24 protein-coding genes and 2 pseudogenes are annotated in these 26,059 nt (G+C 37.2%); 13 read left to right on the plus strand and 13 right to left on the minus strand.

Features of this window, described 5'->3' with window-relative positions; translation table 11 throughout:
• Positions 1-114 precede the first annotated feature (114 nt).
• Positions 115-1,578 carry an S-layer homology domain-containing protein gene (locus J2S07_RS02580; protein WP_307148837.1) on the minus strand — a complete coding sequence of 488 codons (1,464 nt, stop codon included), beginning with the start codon at positions 1,576-1,578 and terminating at the stop codon, positions 115-117.
• Positions 1,579-1,875: 297 nt separating this feature from the next.
• On the opposite strand from J2S07_RS02580, the gene J2S07_RS02585 reads away from it, so the two are divergent.
• A complete protein-coding gene (locus J2S07_RS02585; protein ID WP_307148838.1) occupies positions 1,876-2,964 on the plus strand; it encodes an S-layer homology domain-containing protein in 1,089 nt (362 codons plus the stop codon).
• A gap of 152 nt (positions 2,965-3,116) precedes the next feature.
• Here J2S07_RS02585 and J2S07_RS02590 read toward each other — a convergent pair whose 3' ends face one another.
• From J2S07_RS02590 to J2S07_RS02600, 3 genes are read right to left on the minus strand one after another with little or no spacing between them, the layout of a single operon-like run.
• Positions 3,117-3,782, minus strand: coding sequence for an S-layer homology domain-containing protein (locus J2S07_RS02590; protein ID WP_307148839.1), 666 nt, complete (start codon positions 3,780-3,782; stop codon positions 3,117-3,119).
• A gap of 17 nt (positions 3,783-3,799) precedes the next feature.
• Positions 3,800-4,447 (minus strand): Ig-like domain-containing protein, encoded by a 648-nt coding sequence (locus tag J2S07_RS02595; RefSeq protein ID WP_307148840.1) that lies wholly within the window; start codon positions 4,445-4,447, stop codon positions 3,800-3,802.
• Entirely contained in the window at positions 4,447-5,526 is a 1,080-nt protein-coding gene (locus tag J2S07_RS02600; RefSeq protein WP_307148841.1) for an Ig-like domain-containing protein, read from the minus strand. The genes J2S07_RS02595 and J2S07_RS02600 overlap by 1 nt, the downstream gene beginning before the upstream one ends.
• Before the next feature lie 392 nt (positions 5,527-5,918).
• On the opposite strand from J2S07_RS02600, the gene J2S07_RS02605 reads away from it, so the two are divergent.
• Positions 5,919-10,058: a S8 family serine peptidase gene (locus J2S07_RS02605; RefSeq protein ID WP_307148842.1), complete on the plus strand. Its 4,140-nt coding sequence runs from the start codon at positions 5,919-5,921 to the stop codon at positions 10,056-10,058.
• A gap of 371 nt (positions 10,059-10,429) precedes the next feature.
• Here J2S07_RS02605 and J2S07_RS02610 read toward each other — a convergent pair whose 3' ends face one another.
• From J2S07_RS02610 to J2S07_RS02640, 8 genes and pseudogenes are all read right to left on the minus strand, one after another.
• Complete coding sequence (locus J2S07_RS02610) at positions 10,430-11,005, minus strand: hypothetical protein (RefSeq protein WP_307148843.1); 576 nt, start codon at positions 11,003-11,005, stop codon at positions 10,430-10,432.
• A gap of 401 nt (positions 11,006-11,406) precedes the next feature.
• Entirely contained in the window at positions 11,407-11,973 is a 567-nt protein-coding gene (locus J2S07_RS02615) for a hypothetical protein (RefSeq protein WP_307148844.1), read from the minus strand.
• The gene (locus J2S07_RS02620) at positions 11,973-12,296 is read right to left on the minus strand and encodes a hypothetical protein (RefSeq protein ID WP_307148845.1); all 324 of its coding nucleotides are present in this window, start codon (positions 12,294-12,296) and stop codon (positions 11,973-11,975) included. The genes J2S07_RS02615 and J2S07_RS02620 overlap by 1 nt, the downstream gene beginning before the upstream one ends.
• Entirely contained in the window at positions 12,293-13,036 is a 744-nt protein-coding gene (locus J2S07_RS02625) for a hypothetical protein (protein WP_307148846.1), read from the minus strand. Before J2S07_RS02625 ends, J2S07_RS02620 begins: the two co-directional genes overlap by 4 nt.
• A 73-nt stretch (positions 13,037-13,109) precedes the next feature.
• Positions 13,110-13,322, minus strand: coding sequence for a magnesium chelatase subunit ChlI family protein (locus J2S07_RS02630; protein WP_307148847.1), 213 nt, complete (start codon positions 13,320-13,322; stop codon positions 13,110-13,112).
• Positions 13,323-13,572, minus strand: a pseudogene (locus J2S07_RS21895) (ATP-binding protein).
• Between the two features lie 347 nt (positions 13,573-13,919).
• Positions 13,920-14,387: pseudogene (locus tag J2S07_RS02635) on the minus strand (IS110 family transposase); the annotation flags it as partial.
• Between the two features lie 344 nt (positions 14,388-14,731).
• Positions 14,732-14,893 carry a YozF family protein gene (locus J2S07_RS02640; protein WP_307148848.1) on the minus strand — a complete coding sequence of 54 codons (162 nt, stop codon included), beginning with the start codon at positions 14,891-14,893 and terminating at the stop codon, positions 14,732-14,734.
• 955 nt (positions 14,894-15,848) lie between these two features.
• Here J2S07_RS02640 and J2S07_RS02645 point away from each other — a divergent pair.
• The 8 genes from J2S07_RS02645 to J2S07_RS02680 all read left to right on the plus strand — a co-directional run bounded on the left by J2S07_RS02645 (position 15,849) and on the right by J2S07_RS02680 (position 21,517).
• Positions 15,849-16,898: a helix-turn-helix domain-containing protein gene (locus J2S07_RS02645; protein WP_307149041.1), complete on the plus strand. Its 1,050-nt coding sequence runs from the start codon at positions 15,849-15,851 to the stop codon at positions 16,896-16,898.
• A 23-nt stretch (positions 16,899-16,921) separates the two neighbouring features.
• The gene (locus J2S07_RS02650) at positions 16,922-17,878 is read left to right on the plus strand and encodes an acetamidase/formamidase family protein (RefSeq protein WP_307148849.1); all 957 of its coding nucleotides are present in this window, start codon (positions 16,922-16,924) and stop codon (positions 17,876-17,878) included.
• An 85-nt stretch (positions 17,879-17,963) separates the two neighbouring features.
• Positions 17,964-18,701: an alpha/beta fold hydrolase gene (locus tag J2S07_RS02655; protein ID WP_307148850.1), complete on the plus strand. Its 738-nt coding sequence runs from the start codon at positions 17,964-17,966 to the stop codon at positions 18,699-18,701.
• A 206-nt stretch (positions 18,702-18,907) separates the two neighbouring features.
• On the plus strand, positions 18,908-19,339 hold the full coding sequence (locus tag J2S07_RS02660; protein WP_307148851.1) for a helix-turn-helix domain-containing protein: 432 nt from the start codon (positions 18,908-18,910) through the stop codon (positions 19,337-19,339).
• A complete protein-coding gene (locus J2S07_RS02665; protein ID WP_307148852.1) occupies positions 19,339-20,073 on the plus strand; it encodes an ABC transporter ATP-binding protein in 735 nt (244 codons plus the stop codon). The genes J2S07_RS02660 and J2S07_RS02665 overlap by 1 nt, the downstream gene beginning before the upstream one ends.
• Positions 20,070-20,801 (plus strand): ABC transporter permease, encoded by a 732-nt coding sequence (locus J2S07_RS02670; RefSeq protein WP_307148853.1) that lies wholly within the window; start codon positions 20,070-20,072, stop codon positions 20,799-20,801. The genes J2S07_RS02665 and J2S07_RS02670 overlap by 4 nt, the downstream gene beginning before the upstream one ends.
• Positions 20,802-20,992: 191 nt before the next feature.
• Positions 20,993-21,346 (plus strand): maltose acetyltransferase domain-containing protein, encoded by a 354-nt coding sequence (locus tag J2S07_RS02675; RefSeq protein ID WP_307148854.1) that lies wholly within the window; start codon positions 20,993-20,995, stop codon positions 21,344-21,346.
• Positions 21,347-21,358: 12 nt separating this feature from the next.
• Positions 21,359-21,517, plus strand: coding sequence for a DapH/DapD/GlmU-related protein (locus J2S07_RS02680; protein WP_307149042.1), 159 nt, complete (start codon positions 21,359-21,361; stop codon positions 21,515-21,517).
• Positions 21,518-21,862: 345 nt separating this feature from the next.
• On the opposite strand, the gene J2S07_RS02685 is transcribed toward J2S07_RS02680, so the two are convergent.
• The gene (locus tag J2S07_RS02685; RefSeq protein WP_307148855.1) at positions 21,863-23,098 is read right to left on the minus strand and encodes an IS110 family RNA-guided transposase; all 1,236 of its coding nucleotides are present in this window, start codon (positions 23,096-23,098) and stop codon (positions 21,863-21,865) included.
• A 325-nt stretch (positions 23,099-23,423) separates the two neighbouring features.
• Here J2S07_RS02685 and J2S07_RS02690 point away from each other — a divergent pair, with 325 nt between their 5' ends.
• The 3 genes from J2S07_RS02690 (at position 23,424) to J2S07_RS02700 (ending at position 26,054) form a co-directional block, all read left to right on the plus strand.
• A complete protein-coding gene (locus tag J2S07_RS02690) occupies positions 23,424-23,810 on the plus strand; it encodes a DUF3221 domain-containing protein (protein ID WP_307148856.1) in 387 nt (128 codons plus the stop codon).
• Positions 23,811-24,235: 425 nt separating this feature from the next.
• Positions 24,236-24,994, plus strand: coding sequence for a nuclease-related domain-containing protein (locus J2S07_RS02695; protein ID WP_307148857.1), 759 nt, complete (start codon positions 24,236-24,238; stop codon positions 24,992-24,994).
• A gap of 166 nt (positions 24,995-25,160) precedes the next feature.
• Positions 25,161-26,054, plus strand: a complete 894-nt coding sequence (locus J2S07_RS02700; protein WP_307148858.1) for a tyrosine-type recombinase/integrase — start codon at positions 25,161-25,163, stop codon at positions 26,052-26,054.
• Positions 26,055-26,059: the final 5 nt, after the last annotated feature.

The following is a 26,059-nucleotide window of genomic DNA, read 5'->3' on the forward strand; positions in this document are numbered from 1 at the left end:
TAGTTTTTGGGAGAAACCGGGGGATTTTAAGCGTTTCGCAAATAAGCTCAACTCTCCCTCCAATTGAAAGAGCCCAAAACCTGATTTCATAGGTTTTGGGCGACACTTTTGTTTTTATCTAGTCAATCGATAGCTTTTATCCATCGAACGAACTAAAAAGACGGCAAATTGCTCTCTTGTAACGGTATTTCCTGGACCAAACGTTGACTTTGTCACTCCGTCTGTAATCCCTGAGGCATAAAGCCGAGCGACTTCATCCTTATACCAGTTCTCTTTCACATCAGTGAATGGGATTTTCATGGTTGTTGCTGGAAACTGATAGAGTCGTTGTAAAACAACAGCCATCTCAGCTCTGGTAAGGGTTTTGTCAGGCTTGAATTCTGTGTCAGATACCCCGTTAAACAAATTCACATCAACGGCAGCGGCGATTTCCTTGTAATAAGGATGGTTTTGGGGAACATCCTTAAAGCCTGGGTCTGGTCGGTTATCTAAGGAGACATGGTTGGCACGAGTGAGAAGTACAACCGCCTGCCAACGAGTTAGACCTTGACCAACACCAAACTTGTCATTGCCAACCCCTTTGAGAATCCCTCGATCTACTAAATAATCAATCTCATCCTCTGCATAATGCTTGGCAGGGATATCTGTGAATCGATACTTCAAGTAACTTGAAGCCACATAGCCCGTTGTTCCATCGCTGCGCTTAACTGGGTACCAGACGAAATGATTCTTCTTATTTTCATATTGGAAAGGTCCTGTAATGGTCAGAACTTCCCCTGTACTGGTTTTCCCTTTTGCAGCACTGTCTGTTGATGGGCTCGTTCTTATGTTTACAGCCGTCGTAGCCGTTACCTTTTGACCCACCTTGAAGGCGTACTTCGATTTGGTAAAAGGAAGATTGAAAGAATAGTTTTTCGTAACAAATTCGATGTTGTTTGTGCTGTTGCTGTCATAGCTGAAATCTTCTTTCTTAAAAGGTAAATCTGCTAGTTTGATAAGCTCAAACTCATTAATCAAACGTTTGATTTTTTCCTGATAAGCATTCGAATTTGGCTGACCAGTCGCTTGTACAATTGGACTATTGACTGGCTTCGTACCATTATAGGCCATAATTGCAAAGTACCAGTTCTCTAGTACATCCCGCTCCTTATTATTAATGGTTGGCAGGTCTGTACGCTTGAACATTTTATCAAGGGTTTCAACACCGGCCTGAATATTGTAGACGATATCATCCTTCAACTGCTGTTCATTATATTGGGATTGGTTCGTGATTTGCATGATTCCGATTCCGTTATCCCCTGTCACAATCGCATTCCCGTTAGTGTCAAACTGGCGCCAGTCCTTGCTCTCCCCTTCAGCAACCGCCTTAACGATTTCAGGTGGGACATCGTACGCCAATGCTGTCTCGGTGAGTAAGCAGTTCAGAGTTTTGAAGTCTGGGTTCACTTTTGCAGTTGAGTTGTACTTACAAGCCTGCCGAATATCTTGGGTTGATGCTTCTGTATCTGCAGCCTTTACAAACGTAGAAGCTCCAGCAGTTATCAAAAAAACAGCCAATACTTTCAGTAAATTTTTCATCATATCCTCCCCTTCTCATTGATTACTAGATTTATAGTAACACGAATTAGATAGAGATTCGAGCATCGAGGAATGGGTTGGTTTTGTTAAATTGGGAATTAAAGGGACTTTTCTATTAAACTCGTACCCTTACTCAGTCTTAGACTTCCTATCCATTATGTTTATACGCTTAGTTCCCTTAGAAGTCATTATCTGGTTATTATGCCATAAAAGTTACATATAAAAGCCAGTTATTTTCCATTACACTATTCCTTGTGATTAAAAAACAAACAAAAACTTTAGGGGGTTACGAATATAATGACTTACCAGTCAAAATTTTCGAAGAAATTTCTAGCACTAACTTTATCAGCAGCAATTGTCGGTGGTGCGGTAGTACCGGCTATTACAAGTGCAGCTGGTTTCAAGGATGTAGAAGACGGAAAATGGTATACAGAAGCGATTAATGCTCTCTCTTCAAAATCTATTATTAATGGGATAGATGGCAACTTCTTTAAGCCTGCTGATAATATGACAAAGGCAGAAGCGGTTAAGATGATTGCTGTAGCAAAAGGGCTTAAAATTGAGGATGTGAAAGCACCTGGTTTCTCTGACGTGAAAGAGGGACAATGGTTCTACAAATATGTAGCAGCTGCCAAAGAAGCTGGTATTGTAAAAGGTGACGGAACTGGAAAATTTGATCCAAACAAAAAAATTGATCGCGCTGAAATGGCCAGTCTCCTTGTAAGTGCCTATAATTTAGATGCCAAGGATGCCAAAATCAATTTCACTGATGTCCAAGCAAGCGACTGGTTCTACGATGAAGTTCAAGCGCTAGTGGCTTCTGGCCTTACAAATGGTACTTCTGAAAAAACCTTTTCACCAAAAAAATCTTTAAATCGTGCTGAAGGCGCCCAATTCATCTATAGAGCAGTAAATAAAGAAGCTGCCGATAAAGTAGCTGCTGAAAAAACAGCACAATTTATCTATGATGTAAACATTATTAAAGGCGAAGGAAATCTAGCAGAAAAATTTGCCGAGCTTAAATACGAAGCTTTTGATAAACTAACTGAAGCACAGCAAACAGAGGTAGCAAAGCTATTCCTATTGAAAAAAGGCGATACTACCTTCAAAACAGTAGACGAAATCACAACAGCTGTTGACACTGCTATTAAGTCTTATAATGAATTAGTTGGTGCTGTAAATAAGGCTGCTAACGCTACTGAAATGAAAACTTCTCTTCAAGCTATCGGCACTTTATTTAATATTGAAGTAACCGATGAAATGACTGATACTGTACTTAAAGCCAAGCCTGAAAATGGTTTTACAACTGTCAAGGAAATGATAGCATTACTTCAGCCCGCTGCTGATGCAGGTACTAATACAGATACTAATACTGCCGCTGAATAAATAGTGAATGCTAACAAGGTCTTTTCTCTTATGGGGGAAGGCCTTTTTTCTATGCGAAGGAAAACTAGAATATTTCTTGTGGTTCTTCTGAGGGTGTGTATCTTTTTAATGCCTCGCCTAAAGCTTATATAGCTTCAGGCAAGGCATTATCATTAATAAATATCAATAACCTTAAAACTGTCATCTCCAGGATTTTTGCCTCCATTTGCAGGGTCTGATAGTTTCATAACTTTAGCCATGAGGGTAGCAAATTCTGCTCGTTTGATGGCATTGTCAGGCCCAAAGGTGTTATTTGGGTAGCCTGTGGATATTTCATGTGCCACAAGTACTTGTATATCCTTGTAGGCCCAATGCTTAGTTGTTACGTCCTTGAAGGAAACTTTGGACGTTTTCTGCTCTAAATCAAACGACCGATTGATGATGGCAGCCATTTCTGCCCTTGATAGTGTTCTGTTTGGGTAAAAGTAGCCGTTCGTACCTTTGAAGATTCCTGCCTCCACGGCTGCGGCAATTTCATTAAACCCATCAGAACCTCTTTTTACATCCTTGAAATTCGGGTTAGATGGATTCGTTGTGTTCAATCCAAGAGCCCTAACCATCATCCTTGCCGCATCAACACGGCGAATCGTGTCCTCTGGTCCAAACTTTCCATTTGGGTACCCGTTGATAATTTTCTTTTCCACTAAATAATCGATCGCATCCTTCGCCCAGTAGTCGCTTCGAACATCGCTGAAGGAGGTCTTAGCAATGGCCGTCATTCCGAAAAGGAGGAAACCTACGAGCGAAGTGACGATTATTATAAAACTAGCTTTCTTCATTGTAGATACCTCCAGCGTTAATTCACTTTATAATCCTTCGAGAATATTCTTTTTCCGTTCATATCATAGGCTTGAATTTTGACTGTACTGCCTGAGCTAATCCCCGTTAATCCTGTGCTATAGGTATTATTCCCCAAATAATGGAGCTCCTTGGAGTTGGCTGTTACCCTAACTACTGTGTCATTACTAATCACATTCACAGTCGTCGCAAAAGCATTTGTGGAGAAGGTAACACTTCTTATAGCATCTCCATCCTGGCCATCTTGAGAATCAGACCCATTGACAACAAAGGGCATGATGATCCCCTTACCTAGCTTTTCTCCTTTTTCGGAGACTATTTCACTGCTTATATTTAGTCGGTATTTCACATTCTCTTGATAAGGCTCTCTTGGTGTGACAATGATGGATTTCTTATCGCTAGAAAGAGTTGCTGTTGTGAAAAACAAGCGGTAATTCTCATCCTCGACGTAAACAGTTGAATCTTTAATCGATGTCGCCTTTAATGGTTTGCTGAAAGCGATGGTCCAAACCTTTTTCGTATCTGTAACTTTTTTCTCACTCCATGTATCTACTGCATCGGTGGCACTTGGGCGGATATTCGGTAACAAGAGTAGTAGCACAAGAGCCGCTAAAACCGAAGTAATGATGGCTTTTCTCTTATTCATCACTGCTGCACCACCCGTACTTTAATCTCATCCATTCGATTTTCATCAAGTAACCCCTGTAAATCACTTGGGCGATTTAATAAATCGTAAAGCGTAAAGGTTCTGCCTGCGTAGCGAAAGCGATCCTTTTGCTTGACCGTTGTAATATTCTTTGACTCTAGTGGAATCTTAACAATTTTTTTGTCTAAAATAATATCATTGCTGTCATAGAGCACTACTTCAATATCGAATGATGTAGTATCCGGTAAACGTGTATAGGCAAAATCAAGCATTTTCTTCCCCGTATTCGAAGTAATATTAAAATTATCCACCGTTTGAGTGGATTGAATGGCAACCCCATTTCGTTTCGGAGTCACTTCAATCCTTTTAACATCTCCAAATGAGTTATCAAGCGTTTTATTTTCAAACGAGATATCGATGTTTGTTACAGACTCTATCGTGCTATTTTGAACTATTTCCTGGCGTTTGTGGATGACTGAAATTTCCTCGAGATAACGGTCTGGAGCTGTGACTCTTATCTTTCTAGGGGTGTAGTCTTCAATGATCTGGTTAATTTCTCTACTACCAGACATCAATTGATAGAATGTCAAAAAACTTGTGCTGATATTGTAGGTAATACTTGGGGATGTTCCATAAAAGGTTAAAAAATTAGCCCCCGTATTATCTAATACGATATGATCGGTGATTTCGAGTCGATAATCTTTATTCTTCACCCATTTCACAGCACCTGCAGGATTTGGCGTAATAATTAGTTTCTTTTTTGACGTATCGAGGCTCATCGTGATCTCGACTGGCAAGCCTGAGCTCAGTTCTATGAGGCGAATTCCGGGATGTGCTGCAGAAGGTCCGAATGAGGAACCGGTATAATATCCTCCAGCATAACTTGTATTCCATTGCACTGGACCATCAAACTCGATAACAATTGGTGATGTTACTTCGAGATATGCTGTGTCGGGGTGCTTCAAAATTGAACGTGCATATGATTTCGATGGTACTGCTAAAGCAGCAAAAGTTGCAAACGCTACCAGCACCATGATTGTTTTAAAAAGAACCTTCCTATTTATTCTAGAGGTCTCCATATCGTCACCTTCCTACCTAAAATTTCATTTATATTAATAATTTACCTTACTAAAATATAACATTATTACTATTGTTTCACAAGATTCGACAGGGGTTGGAAACGTTTGGCAATGCCAAAACCTTTGTAAACAATACAATCATTCATCATTTCAACATCTTGGCCTGAACTCTATTTGCAAGTATTTAGAAGATATCATCCTCCCTAAATGTTTACATATCTTGATGTAATTTTTCCTGAGTTTATGTAAATCCTTGTCGAATATTTACTGATTATTACTTTTATTTAGAAATTTACTATCTTTCAAAATTATTCCTACAATGCTAAAATTATCCTTGTAGTAGAAAGGAGGATAGAGGTAACTACGTAACAACAAACAAAGGAGGAAACCACTTGTTTAAGAAAAGCTTTGCCATTCTCTTAATCTTTCTTTTAGTATTTAGTAGTTCCGCATTCGGAGCAACTCTACCACTAAAAGAAAAAACAGAGAAACCAAAAAGAAGCAGTTACCAGATTAACAAAGAAGAGTTTGATCAACAGTACAAACCAAAGGACAAGGTTAGAATTGTCGTAGAATTAAAGGAAAAACCAGCAATTGACTACGCTCAAGAAAAAGGTATCAAGTTTAGTGACTTACCGACACCAACGAAAGAAAAACTTCAGAAGGATATCCTCACATCTCAAGATAAAGTCAAATCACAAATTAAGTCCAAGCAGATAAAAATTGAATACATCAACCAATTTACTAATGTTGTAAATGGGTTCAGTGCCAAAGTTGAATATGGAAACCTTCCGCTAATCGAACAATTAGAGAATGTGGCAGATGTACATATTGTCAATGAGTACGAGCGCCCAAGTGAAAAACCAGAAATGAAATACAGTAAGGAGCTTGTCCAAGCCCAAGAGGCATGGAGAGATTACAAATTCAAGGGTGAAGGAATGGTTGTCGGTGTTATCGATACCGGAATGGATCCTTCCCATAGAGATATGATTCTTACAGACAATGATACTGCCAAACTAAAAAAATCTGATGTTGAAAATAGAATTGGCACAAACGGTTTGCAAGGCAAGTATTATACGGATAAGGTTCCTTATGGTTACAACTATATGGACCACAATCATACGATTCAAGATAAAGGTGCAGAAGCATCCATGCACGGAATGCATGTTTCAGGAACTGTTGCCGCAAACGGAGATGAAGAAAATAACGGGATTCAAGGAATTGCTCCAGAGGCACAAATCTTAGCCCTCAAGGTATTTGGAAATGATCCCGAGTTCCCATCCACATTTGGGGATATTTATGTAAAGGCCATTGATGACGCAATCGCACTTGGTGCGGATGTTCTAAATATGAGCTTGGGTTCCACTGCAGGATTTGTTTCTCCAGAGGACCCAGAGCAAAAGGCTATTCAAAAAGCGGTCGACAACGGGATTCTAATGGCTATTTCAGCAGGAAACTCCGCACATTTTGGTAATGGATTTGCAAACCCTTATGCAGAAAATCCAGATATTGGTGTTTCAGGATCGCCAGGTCTTTCTTACCATTCCCTACAAGTAGCTTCTTCCGAAAATAAGTTCATGGACTTAGATGCCGTCAGCTACAAAATCGGAGAGGAAACTGGAAAGGCTCCATTCTTATCAGCTAGTAGTGTTCATCCTAATAATGTAGAACCAAAAACCTTTGAATTGGCTTATGGTGGACTTGGGAAACCAGAGGAATTAGCAAATGTTGACGGAAAATATGCCCTCATCGTTCGCGGGGAACTTGCTTTTACTGAGAAAGTATTAAATGCCCAAGCCGCTGGCGCATTAGGTGTTATTATCTACAATAACGCAGACGGATATGTCAATATGCAAAGCGATCCAGCGATTAAAATCCCACAATTGTTCATGCTAAAAGCAAATGGGGACAAACTTGCAAAAGCGTTAAAAGAAAATCAAAAAGTAACCATTACCTTTGAGGGTGATAAAACAACTGCGCCAAACCCTGAAGCTGGAAAAATGAGTGATTTCACATCATGGGGTCTAACACCAAATCTTGATTTCAAGCCTGAAATTACAGCACCTGGTGGACAAATCTATTCAACCCTTGAAAACAACGAGTACGGGATGATGAGCGGTACATCAATGGCAGCACCACATGTTGCGGGTGGTTCGGCACTTGTACTACAGAGGGTTGATAAGGAATTTAAGTTTACTGGCCTTGAGCGAGTGAAAATGGCGAAGAATTTAATGATGAATACAGCGAAGCCTATTATTGATCAAGGAACCATCAATAATATGACTGGTTGGGAAATCCCGTATTCACCTCGTCGTCAGGGATCTGGAATTATGCAGCTACACTCTGCCCTTTCCTCACCAGTTATTGTAACAGAAACATCTACCAACGAAGCAAAGGTAGCACTCAAAGAAGTTGGGGATCAATTTGAGTTCACATTAAAAGCACAGAACTTTAGTGATGCTGCTGTTAAATACGATGTTCAAGCAAATCTGCAGACGGATTTTGTAGGATGGGGAGAATTAGGTTATAATCTCAGCGAACTTGAAGGGCAGCCAATTATAGATGCTGACATTACAATTAATGATGAAAAATCTGGCCAAGTAATAATACCTGCAAAAGGTTCAGTAGAATTTACAGTACAAATTGACTTGAGTAAGGCAAAAATAGTAGAACCAGGATTAACTGGTGGTAGTTTGACAAAAACAGTCGACATTAACAAAGTCTTCCCTAATGGCTACTTCGTGGAAGGATTCGTAACCTTAACAGATCCAGAAGATAAAAACCCTGAGCTTTCTGTCCCATATGTTGGTTTTAAAGGTGATTGGAACGCAGCACCAATTGTTGATGCCTATGCGGATAGTGGAGATTCCTTCTATGACTATACAGGCCTAATAGACGAGAACGGGTACTATTTAGGACAGAATCCATTGATAAAAGGTATTAAACCTGATAAAAATGCGATTTCTCCAAACGGAGACGGCACTCAGGATTCTACAATACCTGTACTCTCCTTCCTACGTAATGCGAAAAAAGTTGAATTTAACATTCTAGATCAGGAAGGTAACCATTTAAGAACAATCCGAACAGAAAATGAAATTCGCAAGAACTATTATGACCGTGGTCTTTCACCGATGTACTCTCTTAACCCTGCAAGAGGTTGGGATGGCAAAATTAATAACGAAGTAGTGGAAGGCGATTATATTTTTGAAGTAAAAGCTACATTAGACTATCCTGGTGCTAAGCCACAAAGCTTCACAATGCCAGTAAAAGTTGATACTACTAAGCCGACACTTGAAGCAAGCTATGCAGATGGCACTGTGACACTCGCAGCAGCCGATAATGAGAATGGAAGCGGTGTTGCCTATATAGATTTGAGAATAGGCGGAAAATCAGTTACCCTTCTTGCCGGTAATGAAACTGAGCACGAGCTTGGCCTTGGATCGGGACAAACATTAACAGTCGTAGCCGTTGACTACGCAGGAAACGAAGTAAAGAAAACTATCCTTAATAAAGATGAAGAGGAAACAGATGTACCAGATATACGCGTTCTCACTCCTGAAGCATTCAGTACTTTAGGTGAGAAGGAAGTTGCTGTTTCTGGATACGTTGCGGACAACTCAGGAATTGAATCATTAACAATCGGTGGTAAAGAGGTTGACGTAGCCTATAATGAAGAAACAGACCGATATGAATTCCACACTACTTTGGAGTTTGAAACCGACGGAGTCCATCGCTTTGATATTGCAGGAGAAGATGGGAATGGAACTGAGATTTCTTTCTCAAGAACGGTCTTTGTGGACACTACAGCACCAACACTAAATGTAACAGGGGCACCTTCCTCTGTTGGGAAAGGTGATCCTAATCCAAAAGTATCTGTTGAAGTAACGGATAATTTTGATGAAATTAGATTGACCCTTAATGGTAGCGAGATTTTATACAACGAATTCAAAGAACCATTCGAAATGCGCTCATTTGAAAAAACCATTAAGGATATTGAGCTTAAATTAAAGGATGGAGTCAATCGCTTCGTCTTTGAAGTAACTGATTTAGCTGGAAACAAGGCAATACAAACCGTCGATATCACAAAACTTACGGAGTCACCTGGTGGTGGAGGTGGTGGAATACCTGTCCCAGTTCAACCGACCTTACCTAGTGATCAAGGGGATTACAAAGTCGATGATAAGGAAGCTACGTTAGTCGTTGATGGCAACAAATTAGAATCTGCTATTAAAGATTCTACAAAAGGAGAAGTGGTCGTAGATTTATCTGCAGCTTCTAACAAGAACATCCCGTCAATCCTAACAGCACTAAAGTCTGACACAATAAAGAAAATTGCAGATAATAATAAATCACTTGTCTTACAAACAGGGAAGGCAGCTGTAACGATCCCTGCATCAGTCTTAGCTGATTTAGCGAAAGCTGCAACTGGAAATGTAGAAATCTCCATAAAGCAGGAAGAGCCAAAAGCTGGTACAAACTTTGTTTCTAAGGTAGAGAAGCACGGGGACGGTTCTCCTGCTTCCCGGTTTTGATCGGGCAAGTAAGATTTGAGGAAATCCCTACTGGATTAAATGAGGAAATATTTTCGTTTTTGGAATGTAACGTTACGGGACAATGGTTAGTTTTTGTTTTGACACACGCAAAGGCACCTCCCTTAAATTTACATTCATAGTAACAGGAGGCGTTGCGTGTTTATAGGCGTTGTTTGGTTGGGCGCTTACAGTTGAAAATCCACTTTTCTTGAGTAAAAAAATCCAGTACAATTTCTCACACATTTTTGTGTATTCGAAATTATACCGGAGGGTGTATATCGGAATACTCAGACTTCAATATTCTTTGTACTGAGTGCCCTAAAAATAGGTTTATGAAATTGTAAAGTATCATAATTTTACGACTACAGTAGTTAGGCAGATCTTGTCTTTTGTACTTCACCATCTTCAGGTCTCATAAGATGTATAGTTAATTTACATAAAAATAAATAATAACCTAAGTCATTTAGTGATAATGTTTTCTTAAAATTACCTTGTTTTAATTGTTCTTCAAACAATTGCCTTGAAAAAGAATTTAGAAGGCTGAAATCAACAACATAATTCGAAATTATAGGATCAGGAAAATATAACAATCTATAAATCTGATTACTCTTTATCGCATGTTCATCCAATTTTAAATCTTTTATTGGAATTAATGGTGCGAAAATCAAAACATCATCTCTCTCGGAATCACAAGTATTTGAAAGTAATATTGCTTTAGTTCTTAAAACAGAGAGATTCCCATCTTTATCTTGTTTAAAAAATGGAATGGCATCACCAAAAATATCTCCCTGAGCTAGATATGGTAAAGCTGAGTGCATTGAAAAATTTCTTTGCACCCCACTCCTATCAAACTGTTGAATAGAAGCTTTAACTTGTTCTTTCGTATAAGGGCGGATAGAAGGAAATAATTCTGTTACAAAGTCAATAAATTCACTCATTGGAAGCACGGGGACGGTTCTCCTGCTTCCCGGTTTTGATCGGCCAAGTAAGATTTGAGGAAATCCCTACTGGATTAAATGAGGAAATATTTTCGTTTTTGGAATGTAACGTTACGGGACAATGGTTAGTTTTTGTTTTGACACACGCAAAGGCACCTCCCTTAAATTTACATTCATAGTAACAGGAGGCGTTGCGTGTTTATAGGCGTTGTTTGGTTGGGCGCTTACAGTTGAAAATCCACTTTTCTTGAGTAAAAAAATCCAGTACAATTTCTCACACATTTTTGTGTATTCGAAATTATACCGGAGGGTGTATATCGGAATACTCAGACTTCAATATTCTTTGTACTGAGTGCCCTAAAAATAGGTTTATGAAATTGTAAAGTATCATAATTTTACGACTACAGTAGTTAGGCAGATCTTGTCTTTTGTACTTCACCATCTTCAGGTCTCATAAGATGTATAGTTAATTTACATAAAAATAAATAATAACCTAAGTCATTTAGTGATAATGTTTTCTTAAAATTACCTTGTTTTAATTGTTCTTCAAACAATTGCCTTGAAAAAGAATTTAGAAGGCTGAAATCAACAACATAATTCGAAATTATAGGATCAGGAAAATATAACAATCTATAAATCTGATTACTCTTTATCGCATGTTCATCCAATTTTAAATCTTTTATTGGAATTAATGGTGCGAAAATCAAAACATCATCTCTCTCGGAATCACAAGTATTTGAAAGTAATATTGCTTTAGTTCTTAAAACAGAGAGATTCCCATCTTTATCTTGTTTAAAAAATGGAATGGCATCACCAAAAATATCTCCCTGAGCTAGATATGGTAAAGCTGAGTGCATTGAAAAATTTCTTTGCACCCCACTCCTATCAAACTGTTGAATAGAAGCTTTAACTTGTTCTTTCGTATAAGGGCGGATAGAAGGAAATAATTCTGTTACAAAGTCAATAAATTCACTCATCATAGCTCAAATATGTTTACTCCTGTTTTTTCAAATAAACTATCTAAAGATTTATTGTAGATTAAAAGTTCCTCTTCACTAAAATCCCTTATAACTGGGAACAATTCTCTCACCTCTTCTATACGATCAAACCTTGCTCCCATAGTTGATATTTCAGGTGTATTCGTTTGCTCTTCATAAAAAATATGCTCAATAATTGGAGAGTTACCAATCATACTAGAGCTATATGCATTCATAGAAATGGAACCAAAAGCAAAAAGTGCACCCACACTTGCTATAATCTTTGGGGAATGGTTTTTTTGTATTAAAGCTTCGGTAGTCATAAATCAAAAACCCCCTCTAAAATCATTTTATGCAATTTATTATCTAATATAGAGCGTGTGATATTAATAACTTTCATAGCATTTTCAATATTTGACGTATACGCATCTTTATAGTTAAATCCATAACGATCATTAATATCTAAGACACAAACGAGATAATGCGCCTTTTCATTTCTTAACATTCCAGGGCTTTGAATATTTAATCCCTCATACACTCTCAAATTTTTGAATGTAATATTAACATAGTATTCCTCTTCAATTACAAACGTTATTTTTTGTTCTATGTCATGTGGATTGGTGTTTGTATCAATGTTGATAAATTTGCTCTTTATCAAATTAATAGGGTCTTTAATCGGTTCCTTATCCGTTAGAGTTTCAAATACAATTTCCGTCGTCAATCCAGAAAAAAAGTAACCTTCATTAGCGTAATTACCAAGAACATTGTATAGAGTATTTACCCTATCCTCCACATATGTTAAGCAATTTTCCCACTTACCTTGAAAAGTATCATCATAATTGGTTATTAATTGGGTATTCGATAATGATATGTTTAATTGAGAATGCCCATTATGGGAAGTTGTTGATATGCGTGGGATTTCTTCAGGAGCATCGTCAGGTACTGGGATTAATGTAACCTGGTGAAAGTAGTCTTTTAGGAGGTCTTCAATATCGAATGCTTTTCTCCTTAAATTACTAATTCTTGGATATACGATATTAAACCGGGTATTTTTTATTAGCATTTATCTCACTCCGAACAGTATTATTACTCTTATTATATTCTAATATTGCCTCCTCAACAATTATTACCTTTAATTATGTTTTTAAGCACGGGGACGGTTCTCCTGCTTCTTCATAGATATTTGCATCATAAGTTGTTTTCGTCTTGTCAGAAGGAGGTGATGTCTTCAGTAATAACTCATATGAAACACGGCCGTTACAAATCTCCCTGCCGTACCTTTCGTATTGCCGTATCCGTACCGCTTGAACCCTTTCTCGTATGGAGGCTGATGTTTTCAATTGAAGCATTTAGGTTTCCATCCATTTTAAGGAATTTTGAAAAAGGATAATAACAAAACGATCGCGAATTGGACCTGAAAGGCGCCCTTGATGGGATTGAATTTGATTATCAGTGCACGTGCAATAATGGGTATGAGAGCCTATATCCACAAGGACATGGATTCATAGCACCTATCAACAGAAATGCCGCTGGATACGTGACAATTGAACGGGCGCGGCTTATAGTTACTTTTCCTGTCTCAATCGGCTGTCTCAGCATATCTAGTGTTTCTTTGGGGATTCTGCCATTTCATCAAGTTGATGAATTACTGTCAAAGGGAAATGCTCAGTAAATCTGATTAAAAGTAGAATTTTCTTCATGGATGTTTACAAGAAGGAGCCTTACGTGTGTAACGGGTTAATGTTGAGATAACCAAAGATCCGATTCTATCATATCCTATTCAAAACATATTTAATTGCCAACTTTGAATAATTGGTCAATATTTTTTATAGGCTTAAAAAAACCACGGAAATCTCACTCCGTCAAGATACCCAATTTGAAAGCCTGTACGTCTACCAATCAAAGCTGGTTGTAGGAAGCAGGAGAACCGTCCCCTTGCTTCCCCCAGCCTGAAATTGAAGCTTAGTTTGAATCATAACGCCTGTAATATTTTCGTGTTGTCTCGTAAGATTACGAAGGTTTAATAACTGAATTCCTCGCTTTTTATATGGCTCTAATTCCTCTTTATAATACAATTCACAGAGTAGGTATGCATCAACCGCATCTGTCTTTACTTTTCTTAGACTTGAACTCTTCGCCTTATACGAAATTAAAGGGTTAATAATAATTAATAGATACCCACGTTCATCTAGGTATTGGACTACTGGTGTTTGATAGTGCCCAGTTGCTTCTAAAATCACAGGAGGTTTCTGACCTGTTTCATTCTGTACTTGATCTAAAAACTCTACAAGTAAACCAAGTCCCTCCAGAGTATGAGATACTTTAAAACTCTTACGAAATGGTTTGCCTTTATCTACAAAAGCTTGAACCTGACTTTCCCCCTTTGAAATATCCAGACCAACGACTGGATTCATCCTCCATCATCTCCTAATCTCTTATTTGCCGGTACCCCTTCTCCTTCTTGCAGTGTCACAGCTTCGCTTGTTATACGAGATCTATGTCCCAACCAGCCTCAATCATGTTTCTACAAGTAGGGGGCAAACTGTTTAGCTAACGGGATCTAGGTCCCACGGGCAGTTACGTTTTACCCCGGCTACCGTTATAATAAAACCATATAAAAAATGGTCAACCAGAAATATTTTCTATTCTGGTTAACCTTATAATACGAACGGGGCAGGTTTTGTTTAACAAGCAGGGAGTTAAAACAAAAATAAAAGCAGCCGATTTCTTAAATCGACTGTTTTACAAATGGCATTAATTATCGGTGAACGAAAGGTCTGCCATTGTTTTTTTCGGTCCAGATAATTTCAACTTCTAATTCTGTGGCTTTTTCAGCTAAAAGAAAGCTGCTATGTTTATAAAATGCACCCTTGTTCATATCTTTTGCTAAAACAACAGCCTTATTCATATCTATTTTCATTGCCATCCATTCCATGAGGACAACTGTGCAAAGCGTATTTCGTTATGGAATTAGGTTCATCTCTATACAAATTAATATAGACAGATCTACATTTGTTCCAATCTTATCAACTTTTAATGAGTAGTTATTAAATTTTCCTTTGGCTGGTTTGACTAAATCCTTTCCCTTTTCGCTTTTCCAACTTGAACAGAACACTGGTTAGATGTTTGAATTATTGGCAACTTCTCAAAAGGTTAATGCTTCTGCGTTTAGCGATGTTGAGATAAGGGATTAGAATAAAAAGCTTCAAGCTCCAAAGACTAACTTTTTAATCATGGGATACCTCCTTTGAAGATGGGGTTATTATTCCTCAAATGAATTAGTTATTCATTAATTGAAACTTTTATTGAACTAATGGGGGCCATATTTCAACACCGAAGTTTCGCTTTTTCCTTCTTTACGTAAGGTGAGTGCACCTATATTAACGGAGGACATTCTTCATTAACGAGAATAGCCTTTTCTTATTGAAGCAAAGGGGCAGTTTGTTTAAGGTCGATGTAAAACTTGTGTTCAACAATTGGGCCAGAATGTGGAATAACAATATTATCTAAAGTGGATAATGTGAAGGTTTACACTTAAAAATATTGTCTCAGGTTAAGGGGACCTGCCGACAAAAATCAGATATAGTAAGCTAAGCAAACTTCAACTAAAAAAGTCGAACTCCTGCTAAGGAACAGACTTTTTAATTTGGCTGCTTGATAAGCTAAGGCCCTCAATAAGCACAATAATTTCAACGATAAAATTATTTACCTCTATTTCTATCCTTAGATTAATGTACCTCTTCCCTAAGAATGACTAGCATCTCATTTGTTTACCTCAGAAAGTATGTAAAGTTATATTCAAGAGTAATTAAATGGTTGCTTTATAACGTTATTTATTTTACTATATAAAGTAAGGGAGGTAAGTTATGGAAAAAATAGATGACTTAAAACTAAATGTAAGTTTATTACGTAGGAAAGTACCGAATCTAACAAGTGCAGCCAGGCTAGTTGGCTTGCGACCAGCTACCGTTTCTAATCTATGCACTGGAAAAATACCTGTTGGTAGAGCGGAAGTTCGAACCTTAGTTGCACTGGCATCATTAGCCGATTGCAGATTAGATGATTTGATTATCAAAGTTGAGAAAACCGAAATGATAGAAACCCAAATTAAAACTTTAGATTTATTTGCTCCATTAGCAAAAGGAGGTACTGTAGGTTTGGTTGCTCGCCCAGGAATGGGGCAGCTCGTTTTATTAGCAGAATTACTTTATCGGTTAAAGAATCAAGCATATAAAACAATCTTTTTAATGCCTGAAGGTGAACACCGAGGATTAAGTGATGTCACTGAAAATGCAGAAATTATTACAAAGACAATTGAAGAAACATATGACAAGATTGCGAATATTGGCGGGGAGCAAGATATTATATTTGTTGCAGACAGAACCCATGTGATTACAGGTGGCATCCAACAACTACAGGAGAATCTTCATGGGATTGGAATTCATTCTGTTACAACTTTCCTCGTTGATTTGACAGGTGAAGTTGTTGATGAAGATTTACCTTATGGACCACTTGAAACATTATGGCAATTCGATGCTGACCTTGTTGCAAGACATCGCTATCCAGCCGTTAATCCTTTAAGTTCAACATCATCGATTCTCGAAGGAGCTCATTTAGATCAGGAACACTTTGTAATTCAACAAAAAGCTCTAAAAATTCTTCGACGTTATCGGGAACTCCGTTCATTAGTGAATGTTAGCGGGATTGAAAAGATTCCGACTTCTGAGTTACAAACGTATCGAAGAGGCGAGAGACTTGAAGCGTATTTAACTCAGCCTTTTTATATTGCCGAGTCCTTTACAATGAATCCAGGCAAAGCGGTTAGTCTTCAAGATACTTTGAATGATGTGAAAGAAATTATGAACGGTGCCGTTGATTCTAAAAATGTATCAGAATTAGAGTTTATTGGGAATTTACAATCCTAGGATTTGAAAGTAGGTCTTCACATATGTCAAAAATCCATCGATTAAACCCGAGTTCAAAGTCACTCCATGGTTTCTTCAGTAAAGATTTAGAACCCGCATTAGAAATAGATTCAGGGGATACAGTTCATTTTCAAACACTAGACAGTGCATGGGGTGTCGAGAAGCGGAAAGCATTAGGGGAACCAAGAACAAGATTCAATGATGTTCAATCTTCCCGGATGCCAAAACAATTTGGCCATTCATTAGTCGGTCCTGTTTACATTAGGGATGCAAAGCCAGGTCAAACTTTAGAGATTAAGATTAATGAAATTATACCTAGCTCATGGGGATGGACTTCAGCAGGGGGATTTCCTAGTTACTGGAATGAGAAATTGGAAATGATCGAAGAAAAAGAAGTGATGCTAGATTTTGAATTAGATACCAATCAAATGATTGGAAAAAGTCAATTTGGAAATTTTGATTTCACTGTAAAGTTAAATCCTTTCATGGGAATTATGGGGATGCCACCCTTTATACCAGGACAACATACAACTATTTCACCTAGAAGGACGGGAGGGAATATTGACTGTAAGGAGTTACAAGCAGGGAGTACATTATATTTACCGATTGAGGTAGAGGGCGGGCTGTTTTCTACCGGAGATGGGCATGCTGTGCAGGGAGATGGAGAAGTTAGCGGGCCTGCATTAGAATGTCCTATGGAAAAAGTAAATATAACGTTTACAGTAAGAGATGACATTCAGATTAAAATGCCAAGAGCAAAAACAAATACTGGGTGGCTAACAATGGGGTTTCATGAAAATCTTGAAGAAGCAATGTGGATAGCTTTAAGTGAGATGCTAGATTTAATGTCAGCTTTATATAAGATCTCACGAACTGAGGCGTATGCATACGCTTCGCTGGTCGTTGACCTGCGAATAACTCAAATTGTTAATGTTTGCAAAGGTGTTCATGCATTTCTCCCTTTTCACGCATTAGGATAATAGAAGATTCAATTTCATAAACTGCACACTTTGCTCAAACTAAATTAAAAATCCATTACTTTATAAAAAAGGTGGGAATGACCAAATGATTTATAACGATAGTTGGGTTGATAATAATGGTATTAACATACACTTTGTGGAAACAAATGCAAATTTAAAGGAGGAGACTCCTTTGGTAATTATTCCTGGACTTTCGGAATCGGCAGAAGATTATATTTCTGTAATTGAAAATCTTTCCCCTAGACACTGTATCATTATCACACTTAGGGGGCGTGGCAAAAGCGCCACTCCAGAAACTGGATATAGTTTGGATGATCATATCAGTGATATAGAAGCTGTTGTTAAACATCTGGAGCTAAAAGACTTTATTTTATTCGGCTACTCTAGAAGCGTTTCATATGTACTTAAATACTCGCTACAAAACAAAAACTTAGTTAAAGGATTAATCATTGGTGACTATCCTGCTATTCATACACAACTCCCACAAGGGTGGGTTGAGTTTTTCTCATCTTTACCGCCTTGGAGGGGAAAACCTCTATCCCAAAGAATGAGTCATACAGCATTATATGGAATACAAAAAGAGTCAGCTCAGGTAATATTTTGGGATGATTTATCATCGATTGAATGCCCCGTCCTTATTATTCGTGCTGGAAAACCTGGAGCAGCGTTATCGTTAGAAGCCGGTGAACAATATTTAGAGAAAATGCCCCAAGCAAACTTAGTCGTATTCGATGAATCGGATCATAATATTTTTGAACCTAATTTAGATACATTCATACAAACTATAGATTTATTTATGAATAAATGTCATGCAGGAATTTGAGAGCTATCGCCCCTTTTTAGGGGTTTTTCTTTTATATGGAGTACCAAAGCAGCGAGACTTCTCAAGTACTTCTCCTATTTTTACCTTTCTTCATTTCGGCTTTAGATTTTATCTGATATGACACGAATAGCAACATTGGTGTAAATGATTGTTGGTAGAAAAAATTTTAATAACGGTACATACTAAATATAGGAGGTATGAAAAATATGATAAATACGAATTTGAAGAAACTACGATTGCATCATAAATTAACACAAGAAGAGGTTGCTCTCAGGATTAATGTGTCAAGACAGGTGGTTGCAAAATGGGAAAAGGGTGAATCAACACCTGATTTAGGGCATTCTCAGGCGTTAGCCAAATTGTATAACGTTTCTCTTGATAATTTAGTGAATTTTGACGGAGAGGATACGAACTTGATTATACCACCGAAGGGAAAGTACTTTTTTGGAGTTGCTAAAATAGGAGACCGTGGGCAAATCGTTGTTCCTAAAAAGGCACGTGATGTATTTCAAATAAAACCAGGGGACGCTCTTGTTATTTTAGGAGATGAAGATCGAGGTCTTGCAATTGTACCAGAAAAGATGATGTATGCATTTTTAAATCTTGTACAAACTCCGTTTCATAAGGAGGATGAATGATGGATTATGCAATTTCGATGAATCACTTAACGAAAAAATACAATGAAAAAACAGTGGTTGATGAAGTATCATTTTCCATCAAAAAGGGGGAGTTGTTTGGTTTATTAGGTGTAAACGGAGCAGGGAAAACAACATTAATCAAAATGCTGTGTTGCTTAATATCTCCTACAAACGGTCAAGCCTCTATACTAGGATATGATATTAAAAAAAATCAAGAACAAGTCAAGGAAATAATCGCAGTCTCCCCGCAAGAAACGGCGATTGCACCTAATTTAACAGTTCGTGAAAACTTGGAATTAATGGCTGGCATTCATGGATACACAAAAAAAGAGGTAAAAGAAAAAACTGCAAATATGATTGCTAATTTTTCATTACGGCCCTATGAAAATCAAAAAAGTAAAAAGTTGTCTGGTGGTTGGCAACGGAAACTCAGCATTGCCCTTGCCCTCATTTCAGAACCTGAAATTTTGTTTTTAGATGAGCCTACATTAGGCTTGGATATTTTAGGACGGCGGGAATTATGGGCTCTAATTGAAAAATTAAAAGAAAAAACAACCATTGTATTAACAACTCACTATTTAGAAGAAGCAGAAGCTTTATGTGATCGTATTTGTGTCATGAGAGATGGACAAGTAAAGGCAATCGGGACAGTCGAAGAACTGATGTTTATGACAAACACTGAAAACTTCGAGGATACCTTTGTGAAAATTGTTACAAAGGAGGAGCTCGTATGAAAACCATTGTTTTTGCTGATCGAGTAATGAAGGAGATCATTAGGGATCCGATTTCGTTGTTTTTTGGTCTGGCATTTCCTCTCATTTTACTAGTACTCCTATCAGCGATTAACAGCAGTATCCCTGCGGACTTATTTAATATTTCCTCATTAGCTCCAGGTATTGCCGTGTTTGGCCTTTCCTTTATGGCATTGTTTGCGGCTCAAGTATTAGCAAAAGATCGTGCTAGTTCTTTTTTAACTAGATTATTTACAACACCGATGACGGCTCATAATTTTATTTTAGGATATATGTTACCTCTGATTACAATGTCAGTTATACAAGTAGCGTTTTGCCTGTTAGCAGCATTATTTCTAGGGCTTGATTTTACCATTACAATTTTTGCGGTAATTATTATAATGATACCTATGGCGTTTGTTTATATTGGCATTGGTCTGATCTGTGGAACGTTGTTTACCGAAAAGGCCGCAGTAGGAATTTGTGGTGCTCTCCTTACTAATGTTTCGGCATGGTTATCAGGAGTTTGGTTTGATTTAGAGTTAGTAGGAGGAATTTTTATGGACATCGCTAATGTACTGCCATTTGTCCATTCGGTTGAAGTCGGTAAAGCTGTTTTGAATGGACATTTTACAAACATGTTTCCACATCTTTGGTGGGTAATTAGTTATGCGGTTATAATCATGGTTATCTCAATAATTGTCTTTAAAAAGAAAACTCAAGAAGTCTAGGCTAATGAATTTTGATTACCAAGAATATAAGCTAACATTAATATTAGTTTGTGAATGAATGTATTGCTGGCCTTTAAGAAGGAGAAGTACCCTTTTTGTTGAAGTTATTGAACTATGGGGCAGCTTAATGGAACAACTAGCAAGGATAAAAAATATAGTCTTTTATATATAGCTGATGAAGGAGTGAGTCTATGCGAGATAAAGAGAAAATCTTTTATGAACGAAGTACAGATGAGCTACGGATGAAGAGCATACGTGCACAAAAACTGACTCAAGATTTTAAAAATTGTCCAATTGAAGATTCAAATAGTAAAGAGGCTATTATAAAGGAACTGTTTGGAAGTGTTGGCTTTAGTCCGAGTATTGAACACAATTTCCATTGTGACTTAGGATACAACCTTCACGTTGGAGATCATTTCTATACAGGTTTTAATTGTACAATATTAGATATGGCAGAAGTAAGAGTTGGCGATAACTGTATGATTGGTCCGAATGTGGGACTATATGCTGCTGGTCATTCAATAGAGCCTAAAGACAGGAATTAGAGTGGCTATGCCATAGGAAACGATGTTTGGATAGGCGGAATTTGTGTTATCTTACCTGGGACTACAATTGGAGATAACTCAATAGTTGCTGCGGGCTTAATTGTAACGAAAGATGTTCCTTCGAATGTAATAGTAGCTGAAAACCCTGCAAAAATACTAAAGAACATATAAGGTTGTGAAGGATACTTAAACTAACACGACGAGCTAAACTTCAATAACAAAATCAGCCAATAAAGCCGAGAATATACGGAATTTTATTCATCCTTGTATGATCTCAATAAGAAGAACAGCCTTTCTTCATAGTAAATAGACTGTTCTTCTTCAACTGCCGGGTGCGTTAATCCAAGATTAATGCTATTTTTGTTAAATTTATTGAACTAAACCAGCTAATAGTTTGTCAATAATTTTCAATAAAAAATTTAAATCATAAATGATATACTAAAAAAGCGCATGACAAATAAACCTTCCGTTATACACCTTCTGGAAGGTTTTGTTTTATTTAGTTAGATATAGGTATTATTCTATATCTTGGAAAGTCGTTCTGCTTTTTAATAAGGCGAAAATCCAATGTAAGAGCTTATTTACGCAAGCAATCACAGCTACTTTAAACGGTTTTCCTTCTTCGCGTTTCTTATCATAAAACTCACGTAATCTCTTATTACACGGGATGATTTCATCCGTTGTTTTCTGTTTTCGACAATCACGAATGGCACAACGAACAGCTATATATAAGGCATGCCGAAGTCTGCTTGAACCTCTTTTAGTAATACGGTTTTGAGTAGCTCTAAATTTACCAGATTCAAATACACTAGGATCAACACCAGCGAAAGCTACAAGCTTTTTAGGATGGTTAAATCGATCTATCTCACCGATTTCAGAAATAATCGTGGCAGCGATTTTTTCTCCAATACCGGGGATGGATTTGATAATATTATATTCTTCAATTTCTTTAGCGAGAGCGTCTATCTCTGACTCTAATTTTGATAGATGCTCTTTGTATTGAAGAATAATGTTAATATACATACCTAAGCTTAATATATGACTCTGGTAGACTGTCTTTTCAAAAGGATTCCGAGCCGCAGCCATTTTAAGTTCTAGAGCTTTTTCATTTGCCCATCTGATTGAGCGACTTTTACATAATTCCTTAATCTTATTCGCAATTGTTTCGTCACTGGCTTTTAATATGTCTTCAGATGACGGAAACTCTTGTAATAATAAGAGTGATACCACAGAATACAGATCGCCAAAAACCCCTCGATATTCAGGAAATACCTGATCAAGTACAGCCTGAAATTGAAGCTTAGTTTGAATCATAACGCCTGTAATATTTTCGTGTTGTCTCGTAAGATTACGAAGGTTTAATAACTGAATTCCTCGCTTTTTATATGGCTCTAATTCCTCTTTATAATACAATTCACAGAGTAGGTATGCATCAACCGCATCTGTCTTTACTTTTCTTAGACTTGAACTCTTCGCCTTATACGAAATTAAAGGGTTAATAATAATTAATAGATACCCACGTTCATCTAGGTATTGGACTACTGGTGTTTGATAGTGCCCAGTTGCTTCTAAAATCACAGGAGGTTTCTGACCTGTTTCATTCTGTACTTGATCTAAAAACTCTACAAGTAAACCAAGTCCCTCCAGAGTATGAGATACTTTAAAACTCTTACGAAATGGTTTGCCTTTATCTACAAAAGCTTGAACCTGACTTTCCCCCTTTGAAATATCCAGACCAACGACTGGATTCATCCTCCATCATCTCCTAATCTCTTATTTGCCGGTACCCCTTCTCCTTCTTGCAGTGTCACAGCTTCGCTTGTTATACGAGATCTATGTCCCAACCAGCCTCAATCATGTTTCTACAAGTAGGGGGCAAACTGTTTAGCTAACGGGATCTAGGTCCCACGGGCAGTTACGTTTTACCCCGGCTACCGTTATAATAAAACCATATAAAAAATGGTCAACCAGAAATATTTTCTATTCTGGTTAACCTTATAATACGAATGGGCAGGATAATTTGATAAACTGACGGAATGAAATAAATAATGTCTAAGTAATAAGGAGAAGTATAAAAATGGATAAAAAAATATTATTTATTCTAATTCTTCCTTTTGTGTTACTAGTATCGGGGTGTTCTGATGAAAGTTCAAATAATAATTTTCATGAAAATAGTCCACCTACAAAAGGATTTGTAGTTAAAAAGATGGAGCCTAATAAAATACTCTTTATACAGAATATCTCTCAAGAAGAAATATCTACGAGTAGTTTAGAAGAATTATTTGAGAAAGCAAGCGTTTTTTTAGAAGAAGGAGATACAAATGGATATGTCGTTAATTTAAAACCAGAGGTTTACCAAACACTTGAGGTTGGTCAAAAAATAAATATTTGGTTCGCTGATGAACAACAGGATTCCTTGCCACCGATTGTTGGGACTAAAAAGGTGGAAATTGTAAACGATTAAGATATTAGTTATTAGAAGGGTAATTTTAGGGCACCCGTTTCTTATTGAAGTAACGAGTGCATCAAGGTAGTTGAATATAATGTCTAAAAAGAAACAAAAAATATTAAATACAAGGAAGATGATATTTTAGAGTCCTTAACTGAGCAACTTGCTGAAGTAGGTAATTTTGACACCTTTCCATCCAGGGCAGCATTATTAGGTACTCCAGATAAAGATTTAAGGCTAATTACAGTTAGTCGCATTCTTCTTGTAATCAGATAAATAAATAATCCAATAGTTTTAATGCATTGATAGAATGAAAGAAGCGTTTCTCTTATGTATATCTTATAAATAGAAGGTGTTGTTCTGTGTTGTCTAAACTGCTTGCCAAGTTTAGTAAAGAAAATAACAAAGATAAATTACCTCCTAAGGAAGTAAAACCTAAAATGGATAAATCCAAGGTTCTATCAAATAGAATAGGTGAAATAGGAGAATATAAAATCAATATACAGCTCGATCAGTTGCTGAATAACTGCAGATATTTCAGTGATGTGGTACTTCCCAATACGAAATCCAGTTCAGGTTACTCCCAGATCGACCATATTGTCCTAAGTCCGTATGCTATCTTTGTTATTGAAACAAAGAACTATGCAGGAACTATCTATGGAAGTAGGAATAGAGCTAAGTGGTCGGTTAATGGAAAGTTCCCTATGAATAACCCATTCAATCAGAACTTTGGTCATAGTAAAGCGATTCAATCTATATTGAGTAATGTAGAAGATGCTCAAATAGTTTCTATTGTCTCCTTTTCTCGAAGATGTACGTTTAAAGTAGATGCGGAACTAAGAAAGATTCAATCGAATGAATTAATTGTTTACGATACAGAGTTATCAGAGTTTATTAATCGGAAGCAGAATGTTTTGCGTTTGCAATCAAACGCTCCTATTTTTACAGAGGATATGCTTCAATCCATGAGTAAGGTATTAAATGAAAATAACATTACAGACGAAGCGATAAGGGAAAATCATATTAAGGAAATCAGAAAGATAGTGAAAGGCGAGGAGCTAACAGAAGCTACTACTAATATTCCAAAATGTAAGACCTGTGGAAAGGATGTATCGAAGAATGTTCAATCTTTTTGTTTGACCAATGAGAAGAGATTTAAGGGTCATGTTTATTGCTTTGAGCATCAAAAAGGTAAGTGATAGTCATTAACTGTTATACATAATCTTAAAAAGTCTCTTGAAGATTTAATCTTTGAGAGACTTTTTCATATTATAAAAAAATGTAAGTAAAAAATGATTAAAAAAGGGAATAATCGGCAAAACTATTTCTATAAAACTATTAATTTATTATTAAGGAGGTGGGAAAATGTCAGTCTTAAATAGATATTGGGAGAGCACAAATGAAAGTATTCCTAATGAATCTAGAACGATATTAAATGAATACTTATTGAGTTTAAAGCTAGAAAATAAGGCCGTTGCAACCATTACTAAATATCGTAGATTCTTAGAAAGATTCCTGAAAGAATGTAAGATTCCTATAGAAGAACTTTCTTCAGAGGATGTACGAAAATGGTTAGATAAATTCTCGGTGGATAAAAAACCAAAAACAGTAGACCTTGTACTAGCCACCCTTTCTTCCTTTTTTAGTTTTTGTCTAAAGGAAGAATATATGGAAACTACGGTGATGAAGAAGAGATGGAAACCCAAAATACCTAAGGCACTTCCTAAGTATTTAGATGAACATGAGTACGCTCATGTTAAGCGGATAGCGGAGCAGTTATCTGTTCGAAATCGAGCCCTTCTTCTCTTCCTTTTTGCTACTGGGTGCCGGGTTTCGGAAGCTTCTAATTTGAATATAGAAGACGTCAATATTAATAAACGAACTGCAGAAGTGACTGGTAAAGGGGGGAAAATCCGTCATGTCCATTTTTCCGAAGAGTGTGCCCTGGTTTTGAAGGAGTATTTACAAACACGAAATAACGAGCCTACTGAACCGTTCTTTATGAATAAATTTGGGCAACGGCTACTAAAAGGTGGAATCCAACAAGTGTTAAAAAAAGTGGGGATAAAAGCTAATCTTCGCCAGAGTTTTCACCCTCATGTTTGTAGACATACCTTTGCAACGAATATGTTAGCGCGGGGAGCTGATCTTCAGTTTATTGCAGATGAGATGGGCCATTTCGACTTGAATACAACCAGAATTTATGCACGAATACCTACAGAAGATATGAAATTAAAATACCAAAATATAATGGGGTGATATTG

Origin of the sequence: Anoxybacillus andreesenii (assembly GCF_030813005.1) — a bacterium.
In the GTDB taxonomy this organism is placed as follows: domain Bacteria; phylum Bacillota; class Bacilli; order Bacillales; family Cytobacillaceae; genus Robertmurraya; species Robertmurraya andreesenii.